Genomic DNA, 14,744 nt, shown 5'->3' with positions numbered 1-14,744 from the left:
CCTATCACGGGTGCCGGCCTATCATGAGCCTGGTATGTGACCGCTGATCATCCCTCGACCAGGTTCTGGGCGCGGCCATCGGCCCACGCGGCAATGTTGGCCAGCGTGGTGCCGGCAATCGCCGCCAGGGCCTCACGGGTGAGGAAGGCCTGGTGCGCGGTGATGATCACGTTGGGGAAGGTCAGCAGGCGGGCGAGCACGTCATCCTGCAGGGGCAGGTCCGAGCGGTCCTCGAAAAACAATTGGGCTTCTTCTTCGTAGACGTCCAACCCCAGATAGCCCAACTGGCCCAGCTTGAGCGCTTCGATCAGTGCCGGCGTATCGACCAGGCCACCACGCCCGGTGTTGATCAGCATCGCACCGGTTTGCATCTGCGCGAGCGAGCGGGCATTGATCAGGTGTTTGCTGTCGGCGGTCAGCGGGCAGTGCAGGCTGATGATTTGCGCCTCGGCCAACAGTTCAGGCAGGCTCACGTAGCGGGCCCCGAGGTCCTGCACCTGTGGGTTGGGGAAGGGATCGTAGGCCAGCAACTGGCAGCCGAAGCCGGCCATGATCTTGGCGAAGGTCGCGCCGATCTGACCGGTGCCGACCACGCCGACCGTTTTGCCGACCAGATCAAAACCGGTCAGCCCGTGCAGGCTGAAATCACCGTCGCGGGTACGATTGTAGGCCCGGTGCAGGCGACGGTTGAGGGCCAGGATCAGGGCGACGGCGTGCTCGGCCACCGCGTGGGGCGAATAGGCGGGTACGCGCACGATGGTCAGGCCCAGGCGCTGGGCGGCGGGTAAGTCGACATGGTTGTAGCCCGCCGAGCGCAGGGCAATCAGGCGTGTGCCGCCCTTGGCCAGTTGCTCCAGCACGGGGGCGCTGAGGTCGTCGTTGATAAAGGCGCAGACCACCTCGTGGTGTTCGGCCAGGGCCACGGTCTCGAGGTTGAGGCGGGCGGGTTGGAATTGCAATTCCAGGCCAGCCGGCAGCGGTTCGCCGAGGAAACTCTCGCGGTCGTAGGTTTGGCTGCTGAAGAGAATGACGCGCATTGAGAGGGCTCCCTGCAATTTACACATTGTTGATTCGTTGCCCATGAAAACAGGGTCAGGCACTCACTCTGGCTTCACTGGCCAGCCGTGCAATCGCCATGTCCAGTTCGTCCAGCGCGGCCGTGGCCTTGGCGTCATCCTGCTTGAGCAGGGTTTCGGCGCGTTGGCAGGCTGCTCGTAATTGCGGAACACCACAGTAGCGGGTGGCGCCGTGCAAACGGTGCACGCGCTCGATCAAGGCGTGGTTGTCATTGGCTTCGCGGGCGTGGGTAATTGCCAGGCGATCAGCCTCCAGGGAGGCCAGTAGCATGGCGAGCATATCAGCGGCCAGGTCGGCCTTGTTGGCGGCCAGGCGCAGGCCTTCTTCGTGATCGAGTACCAAGAGTTGCACGCCCTGGGCCGCGCCTTCGTGGGTACGCTCCGGGCCTTGGTTACGCAGCGCCAGGCCGGTCCATTTCAATACCACCTGGGCCAACTGCCGTTCGCTGATGGGTTTGGTCAAGTAGTCGTCCATGCCGCTTTGCAGCAGAGCGCGTTTTTCGTTGGCCATGGCGTGGGCCGTGAGGGCCACCACCGGCAGCGGCGTGCCGTGGCGCTCGCTTTCCCACTGGCGGATCGCCTCGGTGCTCTGGCGGCCATCCATGCCGGGCATTTGCACGTCCATCAACACCAAATCGAAAGTTTCCTGCTTCACGGCGTCGACGGCCGCGTAACCGCTCTCCACCGCCTGCACCTTGGCGCCCATGTCTTCCAACAGGGTTTGCACCAGCAACAGGTTGGCCGGGTTGTCGTCAACGCACAGTACTCGAGGCGCACGGCTGGACAACGGCTCACCGGGTTCGCTGCGTGAAGGGCGCGGGCTGATCAGGTCGGCCAGGGAGCGGCGCAGCTTGCGGGTACAGGCAGGCTTGGCCTGCAATTGGCTGTTGGGGTTGGGCACCGATTGGTTGAACAGCATCTGTTCGGTGGTCGGGCACAGCACCAGCACTTTGCAGCCCAGGTGTTCCAGGTCCCACAGGTGTTGATTGAGGCGTTCGGGCGGAATGTCGTTGGCGGTGACGCCGAGCACCGCCAGGCTGATGGCCTGTTCGGTCTGGTGGGCACTGGTGATGCCGTTGGTCAGGCTTTCCAGGGTGTTGAACGGCGTGACTTCCAGGCCGCAGTCTTCCAATTGATGTTGCAGGGCCTGGCGCGCCAGTTCGTGGTTTTCCAGCACGGCCACACGACGCCCCAATAGCGGCGCGGCGGGCAGGTCTTCGACGTCGTCACGGGTTTTGGGCAGGTTCAGGCTGATCCAGAATTCCGAACCTTCACCCGGCGTGCTGTCGACGCCGATTTCGCCGCCCATCTGCTCGATCAACCGCTTGGAAATCACCAGGCCCAAACCGGTACCGCCGGGCTGGCGCGACAGCGAGTTGTCGGCCTGGCTGAATGCCTGGAACAGGGCGCGCACATCCTGGTTGGACAGGCCAATGCCGGTGTCTTGCACGCTGATGCGCAATTGCACGCTGTCTTCCTGCTCGTCCTCGATCATTGCCCGGGCCACAATGGTGCCTTCGCGGGTGAACTTGATCGCATTGCTGATCAGGTTGGTCAGGATCTGCTTGAGCCGCAGCGGGTCGCCCACCAACGCCAGGGGCGTGTCGCGGTACACCAGGCTTACCAGTTCGAGCTGCTTGGCATGCGCGGCGGGGGCGAGGATGGTCAAGGTGTCTTGCAGCAAGTCGCGCAGGTTGAAAGGCACGCTGTCGAGCACCAGTTTGCCGGCTTCAATCTTCGAGAAATCGAGGATTTCGTTGATGATGCCCAGCAGGTTATCCGCAGATTTTTCGATAGTGCCCAGGTAATCCAGCTGGCGCGGCGACAATTCGCTTTTTTGCAGCAAGTGAGTAAAACCGAGGATGCCGTTGAGCGGTGTGCGGATCTCATGGCTCATGTTGGCCAGGAACTCTGACTTGATACGGCTGGCTTCCAGGGCTTCCTTGCGTGCCAGGTCCAGCTCGATGTTCTGGATCTCAATGGTTTCCAGGTTCTGGCGCACGTCTTCGGTGGCCTGGTCGATGCTGTGTTGCAGCTCTTCCTGGGCATTTTGCAGGGTTTCGGCCATGCGGTTGATGCCAGACGCGAGTTGGTCCAATTCCTGGCTGCCCAAGGGTGGCAGGCGTGTCTCCAGGTTGCCGTCCTTGAGCTGGGCCACGGCTTGCTTGATCTGGCCAATCGGCGAATTGATGGTGCGGCTGATACGCAGGGCGAGGGCGGCGGTGCACATCAGGCCGATGGCGATCAGCAGCAGGCTGGCGAACAGGCTACGATAGCCGCGCAACAGCATGCCATTGTGGGACAGCTCGACTTCCACCCAACCCAGCAAGCGGTCGGCCTCATCGGGAATCAACTCGCCCGCCAGGTTGCGATGGCGGCCAAACACCGGCAGTAGATAGCGGGTGGCGTCGTTGCCGGAACGCTGTAACAGTTGCGAGCTGTTGCCGGTGGGTGGCTGGTTGAGCATGGTCGGGCCGGCGTGGGCCAGGGACGAGCGGTCTGGCGCCAGGAACGACACGGCGCGCACATCCGGCTGTTCCAGGGACTGGGTGGCGATACGCTCCAGCAGGTCGGTGTCCTTGTGGCCCATGGCTGGGGCCACCAGCGGTGCCAATTGCTCGGCGATCATTTCGCCGCCTTGCAGTAGCTGGGTCTGCAACTCCGACAGCTGCATCCAGGTGAAATAGCCGCCCAACAACAGCGCCATCAGGCTGGTCGGTAATAAGGTCAGCAACAGTACGCGGCCTTTTATCCCCATTCTTCTAAGCACGCCACTCTCCTGCTACCACGTTGTTATCAATCATCCACGCCGGCATCCGGCCAGCGCCACCTGCGCAGTGTAGCCATTTGCGCGGCCTGGAATCTTGCAAATTAATGACATGCGGCAATCTTCGGGCCATTCGGCGCCGGGTGGCGATTGCCTGTGAACGTTTAATCTTGAATAATCAGTGATTGAGAATGACTTGCAGACGCTAATGACTCCCGCAGCAGTTGGCCTACCCAGTATCCTGACCATCGAAGATGACCCTGTGTTGGGCGCCTACGTGCACGAGCAACTGGGCCGCAGTGGTTTCCATGTGACGTGGTGCCAGAACGGCCAGCAGGGCCTGCAACTGGCCCGCGCCCAGGCCTTCGACCTGGTGCTGATGGATATTCTGCTGCCGGGGCTGGACGGTTTGTCGATCCTCACTCATTTGCGCCAGAGCCACGCCATGCCTGTGATCCTGATGTCGGCCCTGGGCGCTGAAGCCGACCGTATCAGCGGTTTTCGCCTGGGCGCGGACGACTATTTGCCCAAGCCGTTCAGCATGGTTGAACTGTGCGTGCGAATTGAAGCGATCCTGCGCCGCGTTGCCCTGGATCGCCGGCCCGAGCCGACGCGCGCCCCGGCACTTGAAGATGCCCGGGTGCTGCACTTTGATGATGAACGCTGCGATGTGTCCTGCCAGGATCAGTGGGCCGCGCTCACGCGCAGCGAATACCGCCTGCTGGAAACCCTGCACCGCAACGCCGAAGAAGTCCTCAGCAAAGCCTTCCTGTATCAACAGGTGTTGCAGCGCGGTTATGCGCCCCATGACCGCAGCCTCGACATGCATGTCAGCCAGATCCGCCGCAAGCTCAAGGCCATCGGTTACATCGAGCGTGAAGTACGCACCGTATGGGGCAAGGGCTACGTGCTGAGCGGTCACGATGAAGGGCTTTGAGCGACTGCCCGGCAAGCACTCGTTGTTCTGGAAGCTGGCCTGCCTGTTGATCGCCTTCTGTTTGCTGATGATTTGGCTCAGTTGGTCGTGGGGCCGTTACATGGAACAGCAGAGCGCTTACCTGTCCGACAAGTCGCGGGAGATTCTCGATGGCTATGCCGCGGGTGCCGAACTGGCGTGGAGCACGCAAGGCAGCGCGGGCGTAGATGCCTGGCTGCAGCGGATGGCCGAGCGCGAAAGCACTTGGGTAGGGGTGATCGGTAACGACCTGCAGTCCCTGGGCAGCACGCCCTTGAGTGACAAGGAAAGCCAGCGCCTGACGTTTTTGCGTGGATTGGATTGGCCGGTCAGCCGGCATGTCATTGGTTTGCCCTGGATGAAAGTACCGTTTCCGGTCGATCCTGGCGCGGGGTCGCTGGTGATCGAGCTGCCGCAGCGCTTTATGCCTGGGCGCTATCAACTGTTCTGGCGGGTGGTCACCAATGGTGTAATTCCAGGTCTGTTTACCCTCTTGCTATGCATCGGCCTTTATCGGCTGTTGATCATGCCCCTCAATCAATTGCGCGAGCAGGCCAATGCCTGGCGTGCGGACCAACTCAATACGCGGATGTCCCTTGATGCAACCAGCCGCCAGGATGAACTGGGCGAGCTGGGCCGCGCCTTTGACCATATGTCCGAACGCTTGCAGGGCACGGTGCGTTTGCAGCAGCAGCTGCTGCGCGATATGTCCCATGAACTGCGCACACCCTTGAGCCGCCTGCGGGTAGCCTGCGACAGCGAGCAAGACCTGGCCAAGCTGCGCAAGCGCCTGGGTCGGGAAATCGACGCCATGCAGCGCCTGGTGGAAGACAGCCTGCAACTGGCCTGGCTCGACAGCGAAACTACACCGTTGCCCCAGGAAGATATTCAGCTCCAGGCCTTGTGGGACATATTGCGCGAGAATGCTTGTTTTGAAAGCGGTTGGTCCGCATCGCGCTTGCCGTGCCTGTTACCCGCGGACAGTTGGGTGCGTGGCAACCTCAATGCACTGGCCCAGGCCTTGGAAAATATCCTGCGCAACGCCATACGCCACTCGCCCCACGACGGCTGCGTGCAACTCGACGGATGTCGGGAGGGGGGCTATTGGCATATCTGGCTGCAGGATCAGGGGGCCGGGATTGCTGAGGATGATCTGGAGCGCATCTTCGCGCCCTTTACCCGCCTGGACGGCTCGCGGCCCGGCGATGGCGGTTTCGGCTTGGGCCTGAGCATTGCCCGCAACGCCGTGCAGCGCCAGGGCGGCCGCTTATGGGCGGAAAATACCGGGCGGGGTCTGCGGGTGCATTTGCGTTTGCTGGCCCGTTAGCGCTCAGCGCCGGCGCAGTTTGCGTTTTTTCCACTGGTGCGCCACCCACCAGCGCCAGTACGCCATGGTCAGGCAATAAGCCAAGGCGCCCAATACCACCCCCAATACCACCGAACCCAGCAGGAATGGCTGCCAAAGAGTGCTCAACTGGCCGCTGATCCATTCCCACGTAAGGTTATCGGGCAAGCTGCGTGGCGGCACATTCATCAGCCAGGCGCCGGTCATATAGGTACAGATGAACACCACCGGCATGGTGATGGGGTTGGTCAACCACACCAGGCTGATGGCGATAGGCATATTGCCGCGCACCGATATCGCGAGCACTGCGGCGAGCAACATCTGCAACGGAATCGGGATAAACGCCGCAAATAAACCCACCGCCATGGCGCGCGCCACGGAGTGCCGGTTCAGGTGCCAGAGGTTGGGGTCATGCAGCAGCGTGCCAAGAAACTGTAATGACTTGTGTTCCCTGATACTGCTGGGATCGGGCATGTACCGTTTGAATAAGCGCCGGGGCATAAGGGGTCCAGGTCAATTCGAGGGGCAAGTATGCCCGGATTCTATAAACAGAAAATTCAGACTTTGTGACAAAACATCATAGGCGCTGTCGTTCAGCCGGCTAAGACTGAGTGGATCACTGGAAAAGGATGATCCATGAAGACAGGGATGTTGGCGCTGGGGTTGCTGGCGTTGCGGTGGTTACCGGTGTTGCCGCCTGGCGCCGGGTTGTTGGCAATGCTGGTGCTGGCCTTGATGCTGTTGCCTTTTCGGTCCTATCCCGTGGCGTTCTTTCTGGTGGGCTTGAGTTGGGCCTGTCTCAGCGCGCAGCGGGCGCTGGATGATCGGCTGCAGCCGGCCCTGGACGGGCAGACTCGCTGGGTGGAGGGGCGTGTGGTGGGCTTGCCTCAGCAGACGGGTACGGGCGTGCGCTTTGAACTGGCCGACGGCCGGTCGCGCAAGGTTCGGCTGCCCAAACGTATCCGCGTGTCCTGGCACGGCGGGCCAGTGGTGAACAGTGGTGAACGCTGGCGTCTGGCGTTGACACTCAAGCGGCCTGCGGGCCTGCTCAATTTCCATGGGGTCGACCATGAAGCCTGGCTGCTGGCCCAGCGTATCGGTGCTACTGCAACGGTAAAAGACGGTGAGCGTCTCGCACCGGCCCGCAATGCCTGGCGCGATGCTGTGCGCCAGCGCCTGATGGCGGTGGATGCCCAAGGCCGCGAGGCGGGCTTGGCGGCGCTGGTATTGGGCGACGGTTCCGGCCTGGCGCCTGAGGATTGGCAGGTGTTGCAGGACACGGGCACGGTGCATCTGCTGGTGATTTCCGGGCAGCACATCGGCTTGCTGGCGGGGTTGATCTACGGCTTGGTCGCGATGCTGGCGCGTTATGGTTGCTGGCCCCGAACCTGGCCGTGGCTGCCGTGGGCGTGCGGTCTGGCATTTGGCGCGGCGTTGGGTTATGGGCTGCTGGCCGGGTTCGGCGTGCCGGTGCAACGGGCCTGCATGATGGTTGGCCTGGTGCTGCTGTGGCGTCTGCGTTTCCGCCATTTGGGCGTGTGGTGGCCGTTGCTGCTGGCACTGAACGGCGTGCTGGTACTGGAGCCCTTGGCCAGCCTGCAGGTAGGGTTCTGGTTGTCGTTTGCGGCGGTCGCGGTGTTGCTGTTGGCGTTCGGCGGGCGCCTGGGGCCCTGGAGCGCCTGGCAGGTGTGGACCCGACCCCAGTGGCTGATTGCCATTGGTTTGTTTCCAGTGTTGTTGGTGCTGGGTTTGCCCATCAGCCTCAGCGCACCTGTGGCCAATCTCCTTGCCGTGCCTTGGATCAGCCTGGTAGTGCTGCCTTTGGCGCTGCTGGGCACGGCGTTGCTGTGGGTGCCGCTGGCTGGGGAGGGGTTGCTGTGGCTGGCCGGCGGTGCGCTGGACGGATTGTTTAAAGGCCTGGGGTTGCTGGCCGCGCAATTGCCGGCCTGGGTACCCGCCGAGGTACCTTTGGGGTATTGGTTGGTTAGCCTGGCTGGCGCGGTGATTTTGTTGCTGCCCAAGGGGTTGCCGTTCCGGGTGCTGGGCTGGCCCATGCTGTTGATGGCTGTATTTGCGCCCAGGGAGTGGGTGCCCCACGGGCAGGTAGATGTGGTGCAACTGGACGTCGGCCAGGGGCAGGCACTGATCCTGCGCACCCGTCATCATACGTTGCTCTACGATGCCGGGCCGCGCTCGGGGCCTGTCGACCTGGGCGCACGCGTCGTGTTGCCGTCGTTGAAAAAGCTCGGGATAGGCCAGTTGGACATGATGCTGCTCAGCCATGCCGATGCCGATCACGCGGGGGGGGCGGCGGCGGTTGCTCGGGGGTTGCCCGTCAAGCGTGTAGTAGGCGGTGAAACTGAAGGTTTGCCAGACTTTCTTGCCACCCAACCCTGTACCAGCGGCGAACGATGGGAATGGGAGGGTGTGTCATTTCAATTGTGGCAGTGGGCTGATGGGCTTGATGGCAATCCGAGGTCTTGTGTGTTGCAGGTTGAGGCCAATGGAGAACGCCTGCTGCTCACCGGTGACATTGATCGCGCCGCCGAACAGGCTTTTCTGGCCTCTTCGCTGGCGGTCCAGACCGACTGGCTGCAAGCCCCGCACCATGGCAGCCGCAGTTCGTCATCCTGGCCGTTCCTGCAGCGGCTGGCGCCCACATCGGTATTGATTTCCCGCGGGCGCAGCAATACGTTCGGTCATCCTCATCCGCAGGTTCTGGAACGCTACCACGTGCTGGGCAGCCGGGTGTACGACAGTGCCGAGCAGGGTGCCGTACGCCTGCGCCTGGGGGCGTTTCTGCCACCGATGGTTGCGCGCAGTCAACGCCGTTTCTGGCGCGAACCGTTACCGTAATCGCGTGTTACCAAAGACCCGAGCCGCAACAGGCGGGTGTGTAGCCGACGAACCCCGCTGTCGCACCTATATGATAAAGTGGCGCACTTTTTCGAGGGGGCATTCACTGTGTGGGAATTGGTCAAATCCGGCGGCTGGATGATGTTGCCGATCATTCTGAGCTCCATCGTCGCACTCGGCATCGTCGCCGAACGCCTGTGGACCCTGCGCGCCAGTCGCGTCACCCCCGAGCACTTGCTGGGGCAGGTCTGGGGCTGGATCAAGAACAAGCAGCTCGACAAGCAGAAGCTCAAGGAGCTGCGTGCCAATTCGCCACTGGGTGAAATCCTCGCCGCCGGCCTGGCCAATTCCAAGCATGGTCGCGAGATCATGAAGGAGTGCATCGAAGAGGCGGCCGCCCGGGTTATTCATGAACTGGAGCGCTACATCAACGCCCTCGGCACTATCGCCGCCATGGCGCCGTTGCTGGGTTTGCTCGGCACGGTATTGGGCATGATCGATATCTTCAGTGCGTTCACCGGCTCGGGCATGACCACCAACGCGTCGGTATTGGCCGGGGGCATTTCCAAGGCCCTGATCACCACCGCAGCAGGCTTGATGGTGGGTATCCCTTCGGTGTTTTTCCACCGTTTCCTGCAGCGGCGCATTGATGAGCTGGTGGTCGGTATGGAACAGGAAGCCATCAAGCTGGTAGAAGTGGTGCAGGGCGACCGTGATGTAGACCTGGTCGAGGGCAAAGCGTGAAATTTCGCCGCAAGCAACGGGAAAATGTCGATATCAATCTCGCGTCGTTGATCGACGTGGTGTTTATCCTGCTGCTGTTCTTTGTCGTGACCACCACCTTCACCCGCGAAACCCAGCTGCGTGTCGACCTGCCAGAAGCGGTAAGCGGTTCGCCTGCCGAAGACCAGCAGGTCAAGCAACTGGACATCGCCATCAGCGCCGAAGGGGTGTTTTCGGTGAATAACCAGTTGCTGGAGAAAAACGACCTTGCCAGCCTGATGGAGGCCTTGCAGAAGGAGTCTGGTGGCGACACCCAGTTGCCGCTATCCATCAGCGCCGACGGCAAGACCCCGCATCAAGCCGTGATCACCGCCATGGACGCTGCCGGCAAGCTCGGTTTCAGCCATTTGCGCATGACCACCGTCGAGGCGGCGAGCCCGCCCTGATGGCCATGTCCGATCGTTTACTCAAGGCCTGGTACGAGGGCCACCCGGCACTGGCATTGTTGCGGCCGCTGGAATCGCTGTATCGCCGCGTGGTGCAACGCAAACGTGCGCGCTTCGTGGCGGGCGAGGGCGAGATTTATCAAGCGCCGGTGCCGGTGGTCGTGGTGGGCAATATCACGGTAGGAGGCACCGGCAAGACGCCGTTGATCCTGTGGTTGATCGAGCACTGCCGTCGCAGCGGTTTGCGCGTGGGCGTGGTCAGTCGGGGCTACGGTGCCAAGCCGCCGCAGCTGCCGTGGCGTGTGGAGGCCGGCCACAGTGCCGAGGTGACCGGTGATGAACCCTTGCTGATCGTGCAGCGCAGTGGCGTCCCTTTGATGATCGACCCCGATCGCAGTCGCGCGGTAAAGGCCCTGCTGGCCAGTGAGCCCCTGGACCTGATCCTCTCCGATGACGGCCTGCAGCATTACCGCCTGGCCCGCGATCTTGAACTGGTGCTGATCGATGCCGCCCGCGGCCTCGGCAACCGCCGCTGTCTGCCTGCCGGGCCGTTGCGCGAACCGGTGGAGCGCCTGCACAGTGTGGATGCGGTGCTCTATAACGGTGCCGTTTCGGACCGTGAAGAGGGTTTTGCCTTCCGCCTGCAGCCCACAGCGCTGGTCAACCTGCACAGCGGCGAGCGCCAGCCGGTCACCTATTTTCCGCAGGGCCAGCAGGTGCATGCGGTGGCTGGTATCGGTAACCCGCAACGTTTCTTCAATACCCTTGAAACGCTACACTGGCAACCGCTACCCCATGCTTTTGCCGACCACGCGCCCTACAGCGCCGAGGTCTTGAGTTTTACCCCGCCATTGCCGCTGGTCATGACCGAAAAGGACGCGGTGAAGTGCCGCGCCTTTGCCCAGCCCGACTGGTGGTACCTTGCGGTGGATGCGGTACCGTCGCCGGCGTTCGTCGCCTGGTTCGACACGCAGCTGATGCGTCTGCTGCCCAACCGTCTCTTGCCTTAAAACGCTTCTTTCCAGGAAACATTCATGGACACCAAACTGCTCGATATCCTCGCTTGCCCGATCTGTAAAGGCCCGCTCAAGCTCAGCGCCGACAAAACCGAGCTGATCAGCAAAGGTGCCGGCCTGGCTTACCCCATCCGTGATGGCATCCCGGTCATGCTCGAAAGCGAAGCCCGTACCCTGACCACCGATGAGCGCCTGGATAAATGACCACCGCCTTTACCGTTGTCATTCCCTCGCGCTATGCCTCGACGCGCCTGCCGGGCAAGCCGTTGCAAATGATCGGCGATAAGCCGATGGTCCAGCTGGTGTGGGAGCAGGCGTGCAAAAGCAGCGCCGAGCGCGTGGTGGTAGCCACCGATGACCCGCGTATTATCGAGGCGTGCAAAGGTTTTGGCGCCGAAGCGGTACTGACCCGCGAAGACCATAATTCCGGCACTGACCGCTTGGCCGAAGTGGCGACCAAGCTTGGCCTGGCGCCCGACGCCATTGTGGTGAACGTGCAGGGTGACGAGCCGTTGATCCCGCCGAGCATCATTGACCAGGTCGCGGCCAACCTGGCTGCCGACGCCGAAGCGCGCATGGCGACCCTGGCCGAGCCGATCGAAGACCTTGAGACGCTGTTCAACCCGAGCGTGGTGAAGGTGGTCAGCGATATCAACGGCCTGGCCTTGACGTTCAGTCGCTCAGTGCTGCCTTGGGCACGGGATGCCTTCGCCAAGCACCCTGACGTGTTGCCGGAAGGTGTGCCGTATCGCCGCCACATCGGCATTTACGCTTACCGCGCCGGTTTCCTGCACGACTTCGTCAGCTGGGGCCCGTGCTGGCTGGAGAACACCGAGTCCCTGGAGCAACTGCGTGCGCTCTGGCACGGCGTGCGTATCCACGTGGGCGATGCGTTGGAAGCACCGCCAGCCGGTGTCGACACCCAGGAAGACCTCGAACGCGTCCGTCGCCTGCTGGGCGCCTGATGGAAGTTCTGTTTGTATGCCTGGGCAATATCTGCCGCTCGCCAACCGCTGAAGGCATCTTGCGCCATAAATTGCGCGAAGCCGGCTTGGCGGGCCGGGTTGAGGTGGCGTCTGCTGGTACCGGCGAATGGCATGTCGGCAACCCACCGGACCAGCGCAGCCAGCGTGCGGCGCTGGCGTGCGGCTATGACTTGTCGGGCCAGCGTGCCCAGCAGGTTTCCCGCGCGGACTTTGCCCGCTATGACCTGATCCTGGCCATGGACAACAGCAACCTGCGCAATCTCAAGGCCATGCAGCCGGGGCAGGGCAAGGCAGAGCTGGATTTGTTCCTGCGTCGCTTTGCTGGCGAAGTGGACGAAGTGCCAGACCCTTACTATGAAGGTGAGCAAGGTTTCGAACGGGTCCTGGACCTGATTGAACGCGCCTGTGATTTATTGGTGATCGAATTGAAGGGGCGGCTATGACCTTGCAAGTGCTTGCGCAGGTATCGCTCAAGCCATTCAACAGCTTTGGCATCGATGTGAACGCGCAATTGTTCGCCGAGGCCCACAGTGATGCTGACGTGCGCGAGGCCATCGCCTATGCCGCCGCGCACGCGGTGCCGTTGCTGGTGATCGGTGGCGGCAGCAATTTACTGTTGACCCAGGATATTCCGGCGCTGGTGTTGCGCATGGCGACCCAAGGCATTCGCGTGGTGAGCGACGATGGCACGCACGTGGTGGTCGAAGCCGAAGCGGGCGAAGCCTGGCATCCGTTTGTGCTGTGGACCCTCGAACACGGCTTCTGCGGCCTGGAAAACCTCAGTTTGATCCCAGGCACTGTCGGTGCCGCGCCGATGCAGAACATCGGTGCCTATGGCGTAGAGATCAAGGATGTCTTCGCCGGCCTCACCGCGTTGGACCGCCAGACGGGCGAACTGCGGGACTTCAGCCTCGACGAATGCAACTTTGCCTACCGTGACAGCCTGTTCAAGCACGAAGTCGGGCGTTGGCTGATCTTGCGGGTACGCTTTGCCCTCAGCCGCGCCACTCACCTGAAACTCGACTACGGCCCGGTGCAACAGCGCCTGACCGCGCAGGGCATCACCCACGCCACGCCAAGCGATGTGAGCCGCGCGATCTGCAGCATTCGCCGCGAGAAACTGCCAGACCCGGCGGAGCTGGGCAATGCGGGCAGCTTCTTCAAGAATCCGCTGGTACCCCAAGCCCTGGCTGTGGAGCTGCAAAGCCAGTATCCGGACCTGGTGGCCTACCCTCAGGCCGACGGCCAAATGAAACTCGCCGCCGGCTGGCTGATCGACAAGGCCGGTTGGAAGGGCTTCCGGGAGGGCGATGCGGGCGTGCACAAGCTGCAAGCGCTGGTGCTGGTCAATTACGGCACTGCCACCGGGCAGGAGATTGCCCAGCTGGCGCTACGCATCCAGCAAGATATCTTCAAGCGCTTCAAGGTCGAGCTGGAGATGGAACCCAATCAGTACTGAGTTTTATCGGGCCTGAAAATGAAAATGCCCCGTATCTCGCGATACGGGGCATTTTTTATTGCGCTGGCTGATCAGTCATCGCGGCTCATGATGCCGAAGATCTGCAACAGGCTGATGAACAGGTTGTAGATCGACACATACAGGCTAATGGTCGCCATGATGTAGTTACGCTCACCGCCGTGGATGATGGCGCTGGTCTGGAACAGGATGCACACCGAGGAAAACAGCACAAAACCCGCGCTGATCGCCAGTTGCAGGCCGCTGATCTGGAAGAACATGCTGGCCACCACGGCCGCCAGCAGCACGAAGAAACCTGTGGTGATGAAGCCACCCAGGAAGCTCATGTCTTTACGGCTGATCAGCACGTAGGCCGACAGACCACCAAACACCAGGGCCGTCATGGCAAATGCCGAACTGACCACTTCCGCACCGCCGGCCATGCCCAGGTAGCGGTTGAGGATTGGGCCGAGGATAAAGCCCATGAAACCGGTCAAGGCAAACGCTGACACCAGGCCCCAGGCCGAGTCACGCAGCTTGTTGGTCAGGAAGAACAGACCATAGAAGCCGATCAACACGACAAAGATATTCGGGTAACCGACGCGCATCTGTTGGGCCACGTAAGCCATCACGCCGCTGAATGCGAGGGTAAGGGCGAGCAAGCCGTAGGTGTTGCGCAACACGCGGCTGACTTCAAGCTGCTCAGCCTGCGCGTTGCCATTCACTGCGTAATTCTGTTCGCGCATGGCGACACTCCTTCAGTTTTGAAACGTTCAGTCGCAAAGATCATAACAGACGCCTTGTAACAAGCGATGCAGAGAGTTTGACAGTGTGTTTCATTCGGGTATTATGGCGCCCGCTGACACGGGATGGGCTACTATAATCCCGTGATGCACAAGGGAAATTGGCAGAGTGGTTGAATGCACCGGTCTTGAAAACCGGCGGACGTTAATAGCGTCTCCAGGGTTCGAATCCCTGGTTTCCCGCCAAGATTTACACGAAAGCCTCGCGAAAGCGGGGCTTTTGCGTTTCTGGGGTTTGGATAGGCAGAGGCGGCTTCTGAGAGGGTGTCCGAAACTTTGCCTATTTGAAGGGTTTAGCGGTGGCGCCAATCCGCC

14 protein-coding genes and 1 tRNA gene are annotated in these 14,744 nt (G+C 61.7%); 11 read left to right on the top strand and 4 right to left on the bottom strand.

What is annotated here, in order from left to right:
* Positions 1 to 47 precede the first annotated feature (47 nt).
* Both GIV26_RS02745 and GIV26_RS02740 read right to left on the bottom strand, forming a co-directional pair.
* On the bottom strand, positions 48 to 1,037 hold the full coding sequence (locus tag GIV26_RS02745; protein ID WP_236279462.1) for a 2-hydroxyacid dehydrogenase: 990 nt from the start codon (positions 1,035 to 1,037) through the stop codon (positions 48 to 50).
* A 55-nt stretch (positions 1,038 to 1,092) separates the two neighbouring features.
* Positions 1,093 to 3,846 (bottom strand): response regulator, encoded by a 2,754-nt coding sequence (locus GIV26_RS02740; RefSeq protein ID WP_236279461.1) that lies wholly within the window; start codon positions 3,844 to 3,846, stop codon positions 1,093 to 1,095.
* 205 nt (positions 3,847 to 4,051) lie between these two features.
* On the opposite strand from GIV26_RS02740, the gene GIV26_RS02735 reads away from it, so the two are divergent.
* On the top strand, positions 4,052 to 4,780 hold the full coding sequence (locus GIV26_RS02735) for a response regulator transcription factor (RefSeq protein ID WP_236279460.1): 729 nt from the start codon (positions 4,052 to 4,054) through the stop codon (positions 4,778 to 4,780).
* Positions 4,767 to 6,125: a sensor histidine kinase gene (locus GIV26_RS02730; RefSeq protein ID WP_236279459.1), complete on the top strand. Its 1,359-nt coding sequence runs from the start codon at positions 4,767 to 4,769 to the stop codon at positions 6,123 to 6,125. The genes GIV26_RS02735 and GIV26_RS02730 overlap by 14 nt, the downstream gene beginning before the upstream one ends.
* A gap of 3 nt (positions 6,126 to 6,128) precedes the next feature.
* On the opposite strand, the gene GIV26_RS02725 is transcribed toward GIV26_RS02730, so the two are convergent.
* On the bottom strand, positions 6,129 to 6,644 hold the full coding sequence (locus tag GIV26_RS02725; RefSeq protein ID WP_003192045.1) for a DUF2062 domain-containing protein: 516 nt from the start codon (positions 6,642 to 6,644) through the stop codon (positions 6,129 to 6,131).
* A gap of 135 nt (positions 6,645 to 6,779) precedes the next feature.
* Between GIV26_RS02725 and GIV26_RS02720 the strand changes: the two genes are divergently transcribed.
* The 8 genes from GIV26_RS02720 (at position 6,780) to murB (ending at position 13,629) form a co-directional block, all read left to right on the top strand.
* A complete protein-coding gene (locus GIV26_RS02720; protein ID WP_236279458.1) occupies positions 6,780 to 8,999 on the top strand; it encodes a DNA internalization-related competence protein ComEC/Rec2 in 2,220 nt (739 codons plus the stop codon).
* A 108-nt stretch (positions 9,000 to 9,107) separates the two neighbouring features.
* Positions 9,108 to 9,743: a MotA/TolQ/ExbB proton channel family protein gene (locus GIV26_RS02715; protein WP_003192043.1), complete on the top strand. Its 636-nt coding sequence runs from the start codon at positions 9,108 to 9,110 to the stop codon at positions 9,741 to 9,743.
* Entirely contained in the window at positions 9,740 to 10,168 is a 429-nt protein-coding gene (locus GIV26_RS02710; protein WP_014718877.1) for an ExbD/TolR family protein, read from the top strand. The genes GIV26_RS02715 and GIV26_RS02710 overlap by 4 nt, the downstream gene beginning before the upstream one ends.
* Positions 10,168 to 11,178, top strand: coding sequence for a tetraacyldisaccharide 4'-kinase (lpxK, locus tag GIV26_RS02705; protein ID WP_236279457.1), 1,011 nt, complete (start codon positions 10,168 to 10,170; stop codon positions 11,176 to 11,178). Before GIV26_RS02710 ends, lpxK begins: the two co-directional genes overlap by 1 nt.
* A gap of 24 nt (positions 11,179 to 11,202) precedes the next feature.
* A complete protein-coding gene (locus GIV26_RS02700; RefSeq protein ID WP_003174668.1) occupies positions 11,203 to 11,388 on the top strand; it encodes a Trm112 family protein in 186 nt (61 codons plus the stop codon).
* A complete protein-coding gene (gene kdsB / locus GIV26_RS02695; RefSeq protein ID WP_056783729.1) occupies positions 11,385 to 12,149 on the top strand; it encodes a 3-deoxy-manno-octulosonate cytidylyltransferase in 765 nt (254 codons plus the stop codon). Before GIV26_RS02700 ends, kdsB begins: the two co-directional genes overlap by 4 nt.
* Positions 12,149 to 12,613 (top strand): low molecular weight protein-tyrosine-phosphatase, encoded by a 465-nt coding sequence (locus GIV26_RS02690; RefSeq protein WP_236279456.1) that lies wholly within the window; start codon positions 12,149 to 12,151, stop codon positions 12,611 to 12,613. Before kdsB ends, GIV26_RS02690 begins: the two co-directional genes overlap by 1 nt.
* Positions 12,610 to 13,629: a UDP-N-acetylmuramate dehydrogenase gene (murB, locus tag GIV26_RS02685; protein WP_236279455.1), complete on the top strand. Its 1,020-nt coding sequence runs from the start codon at positions 12,610 to 12,612 to the stop codon at positions 13,627 to 13,629. The genes GIV26_RS02690 and murB overlap by 4 nt, the downstream gene beginning before the upstream one ends.
* 71 nt (positions 13,630 to 13,700) lie before the next feature.
* Here murB and GIV26_RS02680 read toward each other — a convergent pair whose 3' ends face one another.
* Entirely contained in the window at positions 13,701 to 14,372 is a 672-nt protein-coding gene (locus GIV26_RS02680; protein ID WP_236279454.1) for a Bax inhibitor-1/YccA family protein, read from the bottom strand.
* A gap of 152 nt (positions 14,373 to 14,524) precedes the next feature.
* Between GIV26_RS02680 and GIV26_RS02675 the strand changes: the two genes are divergently transcribed.
* Positions 14,525 to 14,615, top strand: a tRNA-Ser gene (locus GIV26_RS02675).
* Positions 14,616 to 14,744 lie beyond the last annotated feature (129 nt).

It is taken from the genome of Pseudomonas sp. PA-1-3F (genome assembly GCF_021609665.1).
GTDB lineage: Bacteria > Pseudomonadota > Gammaproteobacteria > Pseudomonadales > Pseudomonadaceae > Aquipseudomonas > Aquipseudomonas paracarnis.
Note: the sequence above shows the minus strand (reverse complement) of the source record. Positions and strands in the feature narration are given on the sequence as shown.

Bases quoted from the DNA above. Each gene is read 5' to 3' on its own strand.
- GIV26_RS02700 (WP_003174668.1), top strand. From the start codon at position 11,203: ATGGACACCAAACTGCTCGATATCCTCGCTTGCCCGATCTGTAAAGGC.
- kdsB (WP_056783729.1), top strand. From the start codon at position 11,385: ATGACCACCGCCTTTACCGTTGTCATTCCCTCGCGCTATGCCTCGACG.
- GIV26_RS02720 (WP_236279458.1), top strand. From the start codon at position 6,780: ATGAAGACAGGGATGTTGGCGCTGGGGTTGCTGGCGTTGCGGTGGTTA.
- murB (WP_236279455.1), top strand. From the start codon at position 12,610: ATGACCTTGCAAGTGCTTGCGCAGGTATCGCTCAAGCCATTCAACAGC.
- GIV26_RS02735 (WP_236279460.1), top strand. From the start codon at position 4,052: ATGACTCCCGCAGCAGTTGGCCTACCCAGTATCCTGACCATCGAAGAT.
- GIV26_RS02730 (WP_236279459.1), top strand. From the start codon at position 4,767: ATGAAGGGCTTTGAGCGACTGCCCGGCAAGCACTCGTTGTTCTGGAAG.
- GIV26_RS02725 (WP_003192045.1), bottom strand. From the start codon at position 6,644: ATGCCCCGGCGCTTATTCAAACGGTACATGCCCGATCCCAGCAGTATC.
- GIV26_RS02690 (WP_236279456.1), top strand. From the start codon at position 12,149: ATGGAAGTTCTGTTTGTATGCCTGGGCAATATCTGCCGCTCGCCAACC.
- GIV26_RS02745 (WP_236279462.1), bottom strand. From the start codon at position 1,037: ATGCGCGTCATTCTCTTCAGCAGCCAAACCTACGACCGCGAGAGTTTC.
- lpxK (WP_236279457.1), top strand. From the start codon at position 10,168: ATGGCCATGTCCGATCGTTTACTCAAGGCCTGGTACGAGGGCCACCCG.
- GIV26_RS02680 (WP_236279454.1), bottom strand. From the start codon at position 14,372: ATGCGCGAACAGAATTACGCAGTGAATGGCAACGCGCAGGCTGAGCAG.